Here is a 14,046-nt window from a genome sequence, read left to right as displayed (position 1 = left end):
GTTGGCGTTCGTTCGGCGTGCCGTCATCTCGCGGCATTCACCATGGCATTGATCACGTCGGCGTGGAGCTGGGCGCCGGTGGCGCGGTCGAAAGATGCCGAGGCTCGGTGGGCGAGGGAAGCGCTGTCCCGGTACGTGACCGGCACGCCCTCGTCGAAGAAGCCCGACTTCATCTTCAGCCACGGCGAGTCGGCATGGGATTCGCCGGCCCGGGTCTCGGTGGCGGACCCGGGGGACCCGCGCGCTCCCGCGCAGCCGGAGCGCGCGCCCAGCAGGCACAGGCGCAGCCAGGCGCCTGGCGGCATGCAGGTGGGGCCTCAGCGCGGCCCGGGTCTCGGCAGGCAAGTCATGTCTCCATCGTTCGATGTCGCGTGCATCGATGGGGGCAAATATTAGTTCGGCCGTCGAACGAAATAAAGCGCGTGGAAACACCTAGCCCGCGGGAGTGACTGATCGGGTGCTCAGGACGGGCGCGGCGCGAGTTGCGCGACGGGCACGTCCAGCCGCCCGGCGGGCCCGAGCGCGACGGAAGTCAAGTGGCCCTCGTGGCGCAGCTTCACCGGGGTTCGCGGCGGGCCGCGCAGCACCAGGCGCGTGAGCCGTCCATCGGCCCAGTCGATGTCGAGCTCGATGCCACCGCGGGCTCTCACGCCGTGCAGCGAACCTTGTGCCCAGGCGCGCGGCAGGGCGGGCAGCAGGAGCAACTCACCCCCCCAGGACTGCACGATCAGCTCGAGGATGCCCGCCGCGCCGCCGAAGTTGCCGTCGATCTGGAACGGCGGGTGCGCATCGAACATGTTGGGGTAAGTGCGCACCGGCCCCAGCAGGCCCAGCAGGATGGCGTGCGCTCGCTCGCCATCGGCCAGCCGCGCCCACAGCGCCAGCCGCCAGGCCGTGGCCCAGCCGGTGGACTGGTCCCCGCGGGTGTCCAGCGTCCGCCGGGCCGCCTCGGCCAGCGCCGGTGTGTCGCGGCGGTTGATCTGGCCGCTGGGGTAGACGGCGTAGAGGTGCGAGACATGGCGGTGCTTCTGATCGGCCGCCATGGCATCCCAGTCCTCCAGCCACTCCTGCAGCTGCCCTTGGGCGCCGACGCGATCGGCCGGCAGGCGGGCGCGCGCCGCCGCCAGGGCCTTCGCGAATCCCGAGTCACCGTCTTCGAGCAAGGCATGGGCCTTCAACGTCCGGTCGAAGAGATCGCGAACGATCTGCCGGTCCATGGCCGGGCCGGCGCACAGCGCCACGCCGGGGTGGTGCTCGTTCTCCGGCGAGATCGAGGGCGAGGTGACCAGGCCGCGGCCCTTGGGGTCCTCGACCAGGGTGTCGAGAAAGAACAGCGACGCGCCCTTGAGCAGCGGATAGATGCGCCGCAGCAAGGCCTCGTCGGGGTGGTACTCGTAGTGGTCCCAGAGCGTCTGGCACAGCCACGCGCCGCCGCAGGGCCACAGGCCCCACAGCGGGCCGTCTATCGGTGCGGTGGCGCGCCACAGGTCGGTGTTGTGGTGCGCGACCCAGCCGCGCGCGCCATAGCAGGTGCGCGCGGTACGGGCACCGGTGATGGCGAGGTCTTCGACCATGCGCAGCACCGGCTCGACGCACTCGCCCAGGTTGCCCGGCCCGGCGGGCCAGTAGTTCATCTGGGTGTTGATGTTGATCGTGTACTTCGAGCCCCAGGGCGGGTTGTTGACCGCGTTCCACAGGCCCTGCAGGTTGGCCGGCTGGCTGCCCGGCCGCGACGAGGACAGCAGCAGGTAGCGGGCGTACTGCACGTACAACGCGGCCAGCGCGGGGTCGGGTTGCGTGGCGACGCTGGCGATGCGTTGGTTCGTCGGACGCGCGTCGGCCTGGCCCGATCCCAGCCGGATGGACAGGCGACCGAAGAGGGCCCGATGGGCCGCGACGTGATCGGCCCGCAGCCGCGCATAGGGCTTGCGTGCGGCCGCCTCGCTGCGCTGGCGAACCTCACCCGTCGGATCGCCGCTCACGTCGTCGAAGCGCCGGTAGCTGGTGGCGCCGGCCACGATCAGCGTGATGCTGCGGGCGCCACGCACTTCGAGCCGGTCGTCCACGGCCCGCACGCGGCCATCGCTCACGGCCTTGACTCGCAGCGCGTAGCGCAGCGCGGCCGGGATGCCCGCCACCTCGATGTTGTGGCCTTCGACCAGCAGGGCGTCGCGGTCGTCCGGGCCAAGCGCCAGCGTCGAGGGCCGTTGGTCGGCGCGCAGCGGTTCGCGGTGATCCCAGGCCGCGCCGACCAGCGACACCGCGCCGGTCGAACCGTCGAAGGTGGCGGCGCTGTACTGCGCCTCGCCCCCGTGGCGGTAGCCGAGGTCGACGTCCAGCCGGCCGCTGCCTTCGGCCTCGAGGCGGATCACGAGAACCTGGTCCGGCGCGCTGCAGAAGACCTCGCGGCGATGCCGTTGCCGTGCGCTCGTGAAGCGGCTGCTCGCGATGGCCGTGTCGAGCTCCAGCGCGCGGTGGTAGCGAGCGGCGCCGGCGAGGCCATGGAAATCGAGGAACAGGTCGCCGGCCGAGCCGAAGGGCATCTGCCACAGGGGCTGCGCCATCATCGTCTTGCTGGCGAGGTCGGAGGCTTCCTTGAAGCGGCCCTCGTCGATCATCTGGCGCACGCGCGGCAAGGCCTCGAGCGCGGCCGGGTTGTCCGGCTGGTAGGGGCCGCCGGCGAAGAGCGTGTCGAGGTTGAGCTGCACGCGCTCCTGCGCCGCGCGGCCGAAGACCATCGCGCCGAGCCGGCCATTGCCGACCGGCAGCGCTTCTATCCACGGACCGGCGGGCTGGTCGTACCAGAGCGCGAGGGTTTCGCGACCGGCGCGTTCCGTCACTGCCAGGCGGGCCTGCGCCCAGCCCGGAAGGGCGAGCGCGAGGCCGGCCGTGGCCACGAAGCGGCGGCGCGTGGTCACTTGGCTTCGCCGACCATCACGCCGCGGCAGCCCGTGCCCAGGTACACCCGGCCGGGGACGCGCGGATCGCCGGCCAGCGAGTTGACGCCGCCGAACTGGTGCGCATCGTCGTTCACGCGGGTCCAGGTCGCGCCCTGGTCGTCCGAGCGCCACACGCCGAGCACCCAGCCGACGCGGCCGGAGATGAAGATCGACGGGTAGGCCTGGCCTGTCGCAGAGGCTCCGTAGCCGACGGCATAGGCCGACTGCACGTTGCTCAGCTGGACAGGCGAGGCGCCCACGCCGTCGATGTGCCACAGGCCGTTGGGCGTGCCCAGCCAGAGGTCGCGCGCCTTGGCGCCGGGGATGGAGAGCAGCGTGTTCTGCGAAGCCCACGAAGGCAGCACGTCCAGGCCGCTCAGGCTGACGCTGAAGCTCTGGCCGCCGTCGGCGCTTTCCAGCAGGTTGCCGAGGTTGAAGTCATAGGCGTAGTAGCGGCCATCGACGGCACGGTCGGCCACCGGCCGCACGAAGGTGCCGGACGAGAAGCTGCCTACGGTGGGATAGCCGGTGGAGGCGGTCCAGCTCGCGCCGCCGTCGGTGGAGTAGTAGGCCGACTGCGAGCCCGGCACCCAGACCATCGAGCTGCCCTGCGCCGACAACGCGATCGAGCCGCCGTCGCCGCTGGTGACCGGCGTGGCCGGCATGTGGGCCCACGTCACGCCGTTGTCGCGCGAGAGATAGCCGCCGAAGGACGCGGTGGCCGTGCGCGCGACGAGCTTGGGATTGAGCTGCGCGCTGTCGATGTCCAGGTTGGTGATGTTGGGCTCGGAGAAGAAGCCGCCGGGGTCCTTGAAGCTCTTGGCGTAGCGAACGCCGCCCACGTCGCCCTGGACCGCCAGCAGGTGCGCGCCGTCGCTCGGCGAGTGCACCTTCTGCATGCAGGTCTCCTCCAGGCCCGAGACGCCGAAGTTCCACACCACCGGCGTGTCGCTGGTGACGTTCGCGCTTTCCCACAGGCCGTAGCCGGTGTTGTAGATGGCGTGGCCGGCATTGAACGGATCGATGTCGATGTCCGTCATCCAGTGGCCCATGTGGCCCTGCAGCTCGCCACCCGAGTAGGCGTTCAGCCAGCCGAAGCCGTTGGCGTTCATCGAGCTCTTGGCGGACAGGGTCGTCCAGGTGCTGCCGCCGTCGGTGGAGCGGTAGACCTCGTCGCCCGGCCACCAGCGGTCCAGCGTGGTGGTGACGATGACCTTCGGATCGGTCGCGCTGACGCTGACCCCGCCGTAGCCGAAGTAGGTACCGGCCTCGGGCGTGATGTCGGTCCACGACAGCGTCGGCGTGGCGAGCTTCCACACGCCGCCGGCCGAGACGCCGTTGGGGCCGACCGCGTTGGCGTAGGTCAGCAGCAGGTTGCGGTTGGCGTCTAGCGCCCCTTGCAGCGGCATGAGGCCGCTCGGGCCGCCGGACACGGGTGCCCAGGTGGCGCCGCCGTCGGTGGAGCGGTACAGGCTGGATTCGCTCGTGCTGGCCACGCCCGCATACAGCGTCTGCGTCGCCTGGCCCTTCTTGCCGGTGGCCGGATCGAAGAGCACGAAGTTGACGTTGCTCGGGCCGAAGGCATCGACCTTGGCCCAGGTCGCGCCGCCGTCGACGGACTTGTACAGGCCGTCCTGGTTGGTGCCGAGGAAGAGCACCGAGCCCTGGTTCGGGTCGACCACCAGGCGCTCGCCCGTGCCTCGGCCGTCGGAGTTGCCGCCGAGGTTGATCGGGAGGTCGGTGCGCGACCAGGTCCTGCCGCGGTCGGACGAGCGGAAGATTGCGGCCGCATGGCCCCACCACGGCAGGTACTGGCCGGTGGCGATGTAGAGCTTGCCCGCGTCGCGCGGATCCACGGCCACGGACAGCACGCCCAGCAGCTGGGAGTCGTCGCGCGTGAGGCTGTCATTCAGCGCCACCCACTTCGACGAGCCCGGGTCGCGGCGGTAGAGGCCGCCCACGTCGGTGCGGGCGTAGACCAGGCCAGCGACCTTGGGGTGGAACAGGGTGCCGGTCACGAAGCCGCCGCCGCCCCAGGCCGCGTTCTGCCAGGTGTAGCTCCCGGTGGCGGTGATGGCGGTGGCGCTGGTGGTCCCGGCTGCCTCGGCGGTGCGCCGCGGGGTCGATGACGCGGCCTGGTCGGCCCCTTCGCTGCTGCCGTTGCCGCTGCAGGCGGCCAGGCCGGCCACGAGCGCGCCGACCACGGACATGCGGTGGATGGATGGCATGTCTTTTGTCTCCTCGTTGTCGTTTTTCGCGGGGCGCACGGCGCCCCTTGGTGAGAGGCCGCCGCGGTCGTGGCCGCGGCGGCTCGCGGTCACACCTGTCCGCGCCGTGCCTCGAGCTTCTTGCGGATCTCGTGCATGCGGTCTTCGGTGAGCGGGAAGCGCAGGACCGCGATGAGCGCGATCACCAGGCCGACCACCGGCACGCTGGACAGCAGGATTCGGATCATGAAGATGGCGTCGTCGGTCTGGACCGGCAGCTTGGCGTCGAAGCCGGTGAACTGCAGGATCCAGCCGGAAGCGCCCACGCCCAGCGCGATGCCGACCTTGCTGATCCACGACTGGCAGGCCGAGAACGAGCCCTCGCGGCGCTGGCCGGTTTCCAGCTCGTCGTAGTCGACCACGTCGCCTATCGTGGAGCCGTAGAGGATCCAGAAGCCGGCGCCGGTGAAGGCGACGAAGCCGCAGGCGAACAGCTGCAGCCACGGCAGCGCCGGGTCGTACAGCCACCAGTCGCCGATGAAGGCGGCGATGGCGAACATGAACACCGTGGCCATCGCGCGGCGCTTGCCGATCCGCCGCGCCAGCATGGTGAAGAACGGGATCCCCAGCAGGCCGAACACCATGCCGGCGGCGCCCATGGCGGTGTTCCACTTCGCGGCCAGGGTGACGTCGCCCTTGCAGACGTAGTAGATGGTGTTGTACCAGCCCAGGGCGCTCACCATCGCGGTGCCGATGCCGTAGGCCAGCACCATGCACAGTACGTGGCGGAAGGGCTTGCAGCGCAGGGTGCGGCCGAGGGTGTCCCTGAAGGGAATGCGCTCCTGCTTGTTGGCGACGACGACGGCCTCGTAGTAGCGCTCGCGGGTCAGCGCGAAGATGGCCACGGCGGCCGCCACCATGATCGCGCCCAGGATGGCGCAGTAGGTCTGCGCACCCAGCAGGATGTCGGGCTTGCCGTTTTCGTCGTGGAAGATCGCGAGCGTGGTGAACTGCGCGGCGGAGAACATCGCCAGCTCGGGCAGCTTCTGGATCAGGTTGCGGATCGCCTGCACGCTGGTGCGCTCGTGGTAGTCGGGCGTCATCTCCGCGCCCAGGCTCACCCACGGCATGTTGAAGCAGCTCATCACCGGCACGTAGATGATGGTGGACACCAGCATGAACATGAAGTATTCGGTGTTGCTCCAGCCTCGGCCCACGGCGAACATCAGCGGCAGCCCGATGCCCGCCAGCACCCCGCCCACCAGGATGAAGGGTCGCCTGCGGCCGTAGCGGGTGCGCGTGTTGTCGGAGATCCAGCCGAACAGGGCATCGGACCCCGCGTCGACCAGCACCTTGATCATCTGCGCCGTCGAGATCAGCCCGGGCGCCATGCCCAGGAACACGTTGAAGACGGTATAGGCCAGCGACGGGTAGAGCCAGTGGCCCCACATGTCGAGCACCGATCCCAGGCCGTAGCCGATCTTCTGGGACAGGGGGACGCGGTCCGACGCCGTGGGCGCAGGGCCGATGGAGGCGACGGCGGTGTCCCGGTCGGGTACGGCGGTGACGCTGGACATGGTGAGGGGCCTGTTCTCAGAGGACGGTTCGGTGGCGGATCACATCGGCGTAGTAGCGCGCCGAGAGCTTGGGAGTGCGTTGCAGCGTCTGGTAGTCGCAGTGGACGATGCCGAAGCGGCGCAGGTAGCCGTCCTCCCACTCGTAGTTGTCGATGAAGGACCAGAGGAAGTAGCCGTCGATCGGCACACCGTCGGCGATGGCGCGGTGCACCTCGCGCAGGTGGTTGCGCAGGTAGTCGCGCCGGTGCAGGTCCTGCACCTCGCCATTGACCAGCGGCTCGTCGTTGTAGCCGCAGCCGTTCTCGGTGATGTACACCGAGGCGTGGCCGTAGACCTCGTGGCACATGCGCGGCGCCCAGTAGATGGCCTGCGGCACCAGGTTCAGCCAGGGGCTGTCGGCGCGCGGGTAGTTGGGCGGCAGGGCGACGACCTCCCACGGCTGGCCGTCGCGTCCGGCACGCACGTAGGTGGCGGTGTAGATGTTCAGGCCGAGGAAGTCGGTCGGCAGGCTGATCAGCTCGAAGTCGCCGGCCTGGACGACGGGTGCGTCCGGACCCACGCGGGCGAGGTAGCTGTCGGAATACCCCTTGCCGTGGATGGCGCCGAGGATGTGATCGTTCTTCTCGGTGAACCAGGCCTTGGCGGCGGCGATGTCGGCCGGTGTCTCGGTCACCGGCACGCTCACGTCGCAGTTGTCGGTCAGGCCCACGCGCGCGCCGGCGCCGCCGAACTGGCGCACCGCGCGCACGCCGTGGCCATGGCACAGCAGGGCGTGGTGGTAGGTCTGGTTGAGCACGGCGGCGCTTTCCTGGCGACCGGGCGCCTTGGTGCCGTAGCCATAGGCGAGCAGCGTGAAGCAGCGGATCTCGTTGAGCGTGATCCAGTTCTTCACCTCGTGGCGGAACTCCTTGACCACCGTGTCGGCATAGCGGGCGAAGGCATCGACGGTGGAGCGGGCGGTCCAGCCGCCGCGGTCTTCCAGTGCCTGCGGCAGGTCCCAGTGGAAGAGGGTCACCCACGGCGTGATGCCGTGTTTGGCCATGCTGGCGAAAAGCCGGTGGTAGAAGTCCAGCCCGGCCTGGTTCAGCTCGCCGTCGCCTTGCGGGTAGATGCGCGGCCAGGCGATGGACAGGCGGTAGGTCTTGATGCCCAGCGAGGCCATCAGCGCGAAGTCCTCGTCGAAGCGATGGTAGTGGTCGCAGGCGACGTCGAGCGTGTCGCCGCCGGCGACCTTGCCGGGGATGCGCGCGAAGCGATCCCAGATGGATTCGCCCTTGCCGTCCTCGAAGGCGGCGCCTTCGATCTGGGCCGAAGCGGCGGCCACGCCGAAGACGAAGGAGGACGGGAACGGGCTGGAGTACGTGAGCATCAGCTTGGGAAGAATCGGGTGGAGGGGTCGGTGGAATGGATCAGGGCGTCGCGAGCAGTCGCTGCAGCGTGGGTTCGATGCGGCGGGCCCAGATGGCGTAGCCCTTGTCGCTCAGGTGCAGCAGGTCGGGCATGACGTCGCGCGAGAGCGTGCCGTCGGGGTTCATGAGGGATTCGCCGATGTTCAGGTAGAAGACCGAGCGCTCGTCGGCGTAGCCGGAGATGATCCCGTTGACGCGGTCGTTGAGCTGGCGCGAGGCGGAGGTCGGCTTCTCGTCGCGCGGGAAGATGCCCAGCAGCAGGATCTTCGCCTTGGGCTGGCGCAGGCGGACCTCGTCGACCAGCCGGCGGATGCCCGCGGCGGTGGTGCGCGGATCCTCCTGCCGGTCGCCGGTGTTGTTGGTGCCTACCATCATCACCACCACCTTGGGCGTGACGCCCTCGAGCTCGCCGTGCTGCAGGCGCCACAGCACGTTCTCGGTGCGGTCGCCGCCGAAGCCGAGGTCGAGCGCGTTGTAGCGGGCGAAAGACTGGTCCCAGGCCTTCTTGCCGGCGTCCTCCCAGCCCTGGGTGATGGAGTCGCCGATGAAGACCACGTCGGCGTTCTTGCCGGCGGCGCGCAGCTCGCGGATCTCCTGCAGCTTCTTCTCGTGGCGCGGCATCCACCAGTCGATGGACCAGACTTCGCTCAGCGGACCGGGTGTGACCGACTGCACGCGGTAGTCGGGGCAGGCCGCATTGGGCTTGCCCTTGCGCTTGATGACCACGTTGGCCACCTCGACCTCGCCGCTGCCGCTGGTCTCCAGCACGAAGGGGCGCTTGACCTGCACGAAATCGGCGCCGTCGCGCACGAAGCACTGCATCGAGAACGACAGGTGCTGCCAGCCCTTGCCGGCCAGCGGCCGCGAAGCCATGACGTAGTTGACCTTGCGGCTGCAGTCCTTGCCGCAGGACATGGTGATGTTCAGGCCCGAGCGGGACAGGTCCGGCGAGCGCACGTCGAACTCCAGCGTGCCGGCGTCGACGAAGGGGCGCAGGTCCAGCGGCTGCTCGCTCTCGATGCGAAGCGCGGCGTACCAGGCCTCCTTCCACTGCAGCGCGACGGCCTCGCCGCTGCCCTCCTTGGCCGTGCGGCGCAGGCTGACCTGGCTGGCCGCGACGCGGGGGTCGGCGGGCTTGGGCATCACCGCGCTGTCCCCGCTCAGGACCAGCTCGCGTTCGAAATCGGCCACCGTGAGGCGAAGGCCCGGCGAGAGCCTGCCGGCGAGCAGGGGCAGCTCTTCGGCGTTGACTGGTGCCTGCGGTGTGGAGCAGGCCGAAAGCAGCGCGTAGGCGGCGCACAGGGCGGCCACGGCCAGCGTTCTGCGATGGGGCTGTGTCATGAGGGGGTATCGGAAAGGGGCCAGGACAGGCGGCGGCTCTGGCCGGGCTGCAACTTCAGGGAGAACGTCCGCTCGCCGTAGCGGATGCGGACTTCATGGCCCGCGATCGAGCGCACGGTGGCGCTGGTGAGCCGGCCATCGGCCCACGCGATGTCGACCTCGTAGCCGCCGCGGGCTCGCAGTCCGCGTGCCGAGCCTTGCTTCCAGGCCGAGGGCAGGGCGGGCAGCAAATGGATCTCGCCGTTGTGCGACTGGACCAGCATCTCGCACATGGCGGCGGTGGCGCCGAAGTTGCCGTCGATCTGGAACGGCGGATGCGCATCGAAGAGGTTGGCGTACGTGCCGCCGGCGTTGTTCGTCTCGCTGCCGGTGCCGGCCTGCTGGGCCGCGCGAGCGCCCGGCGTGGCGAGCAGGCCGCGCAACATGCGCCAGGCATGGTCGCCATCCAGCAGCCGTGCCCAGAAGGCCATCTTCCAGGCCATGGACCAGCCGGTGCCGGCGTCGCCGCGCGCCTGCAGCGTCTTGCGTGCCGCGGCCGCCAGCCCGGGCGTGCGCACCGGCGAGATCTGCCGGCCCGGGAAGAGGGCGAACAGATGCGACACGTGGCGGTGGGTGTCCTTCGGCGTGTCGAGCACCGGGTCGTCCTTCTCGTCCAGCCATTCCAGCAACTGGCCCCAGCGGCCGATGCGCGGGCCCGCGAGACGCTCGCGCGCTGCGGCGATCTGGTCGCGCAGGGCCTTGTCCACGCCCAGGGTGTCGGCGGCCTCGAGGGTGTTGGTGAACAGGTCCCAGACGATCTGCTGGTCGTAGCTCACGCCGTCCTCGATCGGCCCGTGCTCGGGCGACCAGCCGCGAGGCGCCACCAGCCGGCCGTCGGGAAGGGCCTTGAGGTGGTCCAGCCAGAACAGGCACACCTCCTTCATCACCGGGTAGGCCTCTTCGCGCAGGAAGGCCAGGTCCTGCGTGAAGGCGTAGTGCTCCCAGAAGTGGCGGGCGTACCAGGCGTTGCCGGTCTTGTTCCACAGGAAGCCCATGGCACCGAAGGGATTCGATTCGGTGCGCAGCGTCCAGCCGCGCACGGGCCGGCCTGCAGGCGTGAGGAAGGTCTCCTCGGCGGGCGGGGTGGTCCCGCCCCAGAGCGGGACGCCGGGCCGCTCGATGCCGGGATGGGCCAGGGCATCGGCGGCCAGGTCCGCCACGGCGCGCCGGTACAGCGGCAGCTGGCTGCGCACGAAGCCGAGGAAAGGCCGGTGCAGCTCCGCCAGGTTGGCCGTCTCCGCCGGCCAGTAGTTCATCTGGACGTTGATGTTGGTGTGGTAATCCGAATTCCAGGGCGGCGTGGGGCTGTTGTTCCACAGGCCCTGCAGGTTGGCCGGCAGCGAATCTCGCGAGCTCGAGATCAGCAGGTAGCGACCGAACTGGAAGTACAGGGCCTCGAGCTCCGGGTCCTGGCCTTCAGCGGTGTAGGTGGCCAGGCGCAAGTCGGTGGGCAACGCGCGCCGATCGGGGGCGCTGGCGCCGAGGTCGAGCTGCACGCGGCCGAACAGCGCCTGGTAGTCCTTCTGGTGCTCGGCCCGCAGGTCGTCGTAGGGCCGCGCCGCGGCGGCGGCCACTTGTCTCGACACCCGAGGCAGCGGGGCGGCACCGAGGAAGCGGCGGGCGGCATCCGGCACATAGCTGGTGCCCGCGCCGAGGACGAGCGTCAGCGCATCGCAGCCGCTGAACTCGATCACGTCGCCGCGCGCCTTCACGCTGCCCCCCTCGGCCAGCACCTGCAGCTGGCTGGCGTAGCGCAGGCGATTGGGCAGCGCGCCGGTGGCCTGCAGCCGCGCGCCGCTGGCCGTGATCTGCGCGCCGTGCATGTCGGTGAGCCTCAGCGTGCCGGTGTACTGGCCCTGGCGATCGGCGGTCAGCCTCAGCAAGATCACGCCGGCCGGGTGGCTGGCGAAAGCCTCGCGCTGGAAGGCCACGCCGCCCAGCGTGTACGCGACGCGTTGCGTGCCCTCTTCGAGCCGCAGCTCGCGCTGGTAGCCCGTTGCAGCGCGGTCGTGACCGGCCAGCTCGATGAACACGTCGCCGAAGGGCTGGTAGGCCCCCATGGACTTGTCGTCGCCGGTCCACAGGGTGATGTCGTTGAACTGCAGGTGCTCGCGAGCGACGTCACCGAAGAGCATGCCGCCGAGGCGGCCGTTGCCCATGGGCAATGCCTCGCGTTCCCAGCCGGCGGGCGTGTCGGCGGCAGGCTGCTGGTAGCGCAGTGTCAGCGCCGCGGCGCTGCTGCCGGCCGCGGAAGCGGCCAGCACGACGGCCGCGAGGAGTGCGCGCCAACAGCGGGTCATGCCTTGGCCCGCGGCCGCCCCATGACCACGCCGCGGCCATGCGGCGCCAGGTAGACGACGCCGTGATGGCGCGCGTCCGCCGCCATCGACAGCAGCCGACCGTAGCGATGGGCGTCGTCGTTGATGCGCTGGAAGCTCGCGCCGCCGTCGTCGGAGCGGAACACGCCTTCGACCGGCGCGCCGTAGCGGCCGGGCCGCACCTGGCCCCACAGGTAGAGGCTGTGGCGATAGGCCGCGCCCGGCTTGCCGCGGCCGAGGGCCATCATCCACGCGCCGGCGACGCCTTCGATGCGCCGCGGTTCCTGGCCGCGGCCGGCCACGTGCAGCAGCCGGTCGTGCAGCACGAGCCAGAGCTCGTGGGCCGTGCCCGGCGCGCTGAGCAGCTGAGCCCATTGGCCTTCGTCGATGCGGGGCAGTCCGGTCAGCGAGGGCTCGAAGCGGCGGCCGCCATCGGTGCTGGTGAGCACCTGGCCGCGGTCGCGGTCGAGCACGTGGAACACGCCCTCCACGGTGCGATCGGCCACCGGCTTGAGCTCTGCGCCGCTGCTTTGCGGCCAGCCCTCGCAGGGCGACCAGCTGCGGCCACGGTCATCCGACCGCAGCGCCTGGCCTTTCTTCGGTGCGTAGAGGAAGCTGCCGCCCGCGGCCGACACGGCGACATGGCCGGACTGGACCCGCTCGGTCCGCGGCGAGGTGGCGAACGGCCGCCAGCTCGCGCCGCCGTCGTCGGACCAGTGGCCGCTCGAAGGGCCGTCGCTGGTGCGCGCGATGATCTTCGGCGCCAGCTCCGCGAAGTCGACCGAACGGTTGGTTTCCTTGCCGGGCAGGAAGAAGCGGTGGCCGGGCGGACGCTCCGGATCCTCCCAGGCTGCGCCGGCGACGTCGCCCATGGCGGCCAACAGGCGCGGGCCTTCGGAAGGGCTGCGGATTTCCAGCGTCGCCGTCTCTTCCAGGCCCTCCACGGTGAAGTCCCAGCGCACCTTGCTGCCGCGCCGGGCTGCGCCCAGTCCGTGCGTCATCCAGACGCCGTAGCCGGTGCCGTAGACGGCGATCTGCCCGTCGAACGGATCGAGCTTGACCGCCGAGGTCCAGTGGCCGAGTCGGCGCTCGGTTCGCATGTAGGCCTGCAGCCAGGGGTAGGCCCGGGCGTCGTGGACCGAGGCCTGACCGACGGAGGTCCAGTTGGCGCCACCGTCTTCGGAGAGGAAGATGTCGTCTCCTTCGACCCAGCGCTCGATGGTCGAAACCACCACGCGGCGTGGCATCTGGCGATCGACATCCACGGCCGAGTAGCCGAAGCCGCGCCTGCCTTCGCCGGGAAGCTCGGGCGTGATGTCCATCCAGCGGCCGTCGGGCGTGCGCTTCCACACGCCGCCGGACCTGGCGTAGCTCGGGTTGCAGGCCACCGGTCCTTCGCCCTGAGCGAAGGTCACGTAGAGCGAGCCGTCGGAAGCAAAGGCCGCCTGCTGAGGCGCCTGCCGCGGGGTGGCGGCTTCGCGTTCGAAGCTGGCGCCGCCGTCGCGGGAGACGTACAGCCCCGGGTCGTCGTGGCTGCCGGCGTAGACAGTGCGAGAGGCCTTGCCGGGCTCGCTGCCGGCCGGGTCGATCAGCACGAAGGACACGTGCCGGGCGGCCAGGCCTTGCGGCTTGAAGCTGCGCCCGCGGTCGGTGCTCTTGAGCAGGCCGTCGCGCGAGGTGCCGAGCCACAGCACCTGGCCATCGCGAGGGTCGACCTGCAGCCGTTCGCCCGAACCTCGTCCGGCCCAGTTGCCGCCGAGGTGGATGCCCAGTTCGTGCTGCTGCCAGGTGGCGCCGCGGTCGGTCGAAGCGAGCAAGGCGGCTGGGCGGACCCGTTCATCGAGGTACAGGCCGCAGGCGGCGTAGAGCCGGTCCGGATCCTGGGGATCGATGGCCAGGCTCAGCACGCCCATCAGGTCCGCGTCGGCCAGCGACAGGTGATCGAGCAACGGGACCCAGGAGTGGCTGCGCGTATCGAAGCGGTAGGCGCCGCCGATGTCGGTGCGCACATACAGCAGCCCGCGCTCCTTGGGGTGGAAGAGGAAACCGTCGACGAAGCCGCCCGCGCCGAAGGGCACGCTGCTCCATTCGTAGCCTCCGCCGAAAGACGAGGGCCGCTGCTTCGCGCTCCAGGCCAGAGGCAGGCCGGTACCGGCGAGGGCGCACAGGCTGGCACCCTGGAGGATGCGTCGGCGTGGCAGTCGCATGTCGTCGCC

Annotated in this window: 8 protein-coding genes; all 8 read right to left on the bottom strand. The window is 70.4% G+C overall.

Annotated elements, in window-relative coordinates; translation table 11 throughout:
• Positions 1 to 23: 23 nt before the first annotated feature.
• Positions 24 to 305: a hypothetical protein gene (locus ACS5PM_RS21770; protein ID WP_439389798.1), complete on the bottom strand. Its 282-nt coding sequence runs from the start codon at positions 303 to 305 to the stop codon at positions 24 to 26.
• A 156-nt stretch (positions 306 to 461) separates the two neighbouring features.
• A complete protein-coding gene (locus ACS5PM_RS21765) occupies positions 462 to 2,918 on the bottom strand; it encodes a glycosyl hydrolase family 95 catalytic domain-containing protein (RefSeq protein WP_439389797.1) in 2,457 nt (818 codons plus the stop codon).
• The gene (locus ACS5PM_RS21760) at positions 2,915 to 5,167 is read right to left on the bottom strand and encodes a beta propeller repeat protein (protein WP_439389796.1); all 2,253 of its coding nucleotides are present in this window, start codon (positions 5,165 to 5,167) and stop codon (positions 2,915 to 2,917) included. The genes ACS5PM_RS21765 and ACS5PM_RS21760 overlap by 4 nt, the downstream gene beginning before the upstream one ends.
• Before the next feature lie 89 nt (positions 5,168 to 5,256).
• Complete coding sequence (locus ACS5PM_RS21755) at positions 5,257 to 6,723, bottom strand: MFS transporter (protein ID WP_439389795.1); 1,467 nt, start codon at positions 6,721 to 6,723, stop codon at positions 5,257 to 5,259.
• A 16-nt stretch (positions 6,724 to 6,739) separates the two neighbouring features.
• Entirely contained in the window at positions 6,740 to 8,092 is a 1,353-nt protein-coding gene (locus ACS5PM_RS21750) for a GH1 family beta-glucosidase (protein WP_439389794.1), read from the bottom strand.
• Positions 8,093 to 8,132: 40 nt separating this feature from the next.
• Positions 8,133 to 9,473, bottom strand: a complete 1,341-nt coding sequence (locus ACS5PM_RS21745) for a GDSL-type esterase/lipase family protein (protein WP_439389793.1) — start codon at positions 9,471 to 9,473, stop codon at positions 8,133 to 8,135.
• Positions 9,470 to 11,812 (bottom strand): glycosyl hydrolase family 95 catalytic domain-containing protein, encoded by a 2,343-nt coding sequence (locus ACS5PM_RS21740; RefSeq protein WP_439389792.1) that lies wholly within the window; start codon positions 11,810 to 11,812, stop codon positions 9,470 to 9,472. The genes ACS5PM_RS21745 and ACS5PM_RS21740 overlap by 4 nt, the downstream gene beginning before the upstream one ends.
• Positions 11,809 to 14,037, bottom strand: coding sequence for a WD40/YVTN/BNR-like repeat-containing protein (locus ACS5PM_RS21735; RefSeq protein WP_439389791.1), 2,229 nt, complete (start codon positions 14,035 to 14,037; stop codon positions 11,809 to 11,811). Before ACS5PM_RS21735 ends, ACS5PM_RS21740 begins: the two co-directional genes overlap by 4 nt.
• Positions 14,038 to 14,046 lie beyond the last annotated feature (9 nt).

Source organism: Ideonella flava (assembly GCF_051857595.1).
Lineage (GTDB): Bacteria > Pseudomonadota > Gammaproteobacteria > Burkholderiales > Burkholderiaceae_C > Ideonella.
The sequence above is the reverse complement of the archived record's forward strand: the minus strand, read 5'-3'. Positions and strand labels throughout refer to the sequence as shown.

Bases quoted from the DNA above. Each gene is read 5' to 3' on its own strand.
- ACS5PM_RS21770 (WP_439389798.1), bottom strand. From the start codon at position 305: ATGCCGCCAGGCGCCTGGCTGCGCCTGTGCCTGCTGGGCGCGCGCTCC.
- ACS5PM_RS21760 (WP_439389796.1), bottom strand. From the start codon at position 5,167: ATGCCATCCATCCACCGCATGTCCGTGGTCGGCGCGCTCGTGGCCGGC.
- ACS5PM_RS21755 (WP_439389795.1), bottom strand. From the start codon at position 6,723: ATGTCCAGCGTCACCGCCGTACCCGACCGGGACACCGCCGTCGCCTCC.
- ACS5PM_RS21750 (WP_439389794.1), bottom strand. From the start codon at position 8,092: ATGCTCACGTACTCCAGCCCGTTCCCGTCCTCCTTCGTCTTCGGCGTG.
- ACS5PM_RS21745 (WP_439389793.1), bottom strand. From the start codon at position 9,473: ATGACACAGCCCCATCGCAGAACGCTGGCCGTGGCCGCCCTGTGCGCC.
- ACS5PM_RS21740 (WP_439389792.1), bottom strand. From the start codon at position 11,812: ATGACCCGCTGTTGGCGCGCACTCCTCGCGGCCGTCGTGCTGGCCGCT.
- ACS5PM_RS21735 (WP_439389791.1), bottom strand. From the start codon at position 14,037: ATGCGACTGCCACGCCGACGCATCCTCCAGGGTGCCAGCCTGTGCGCC.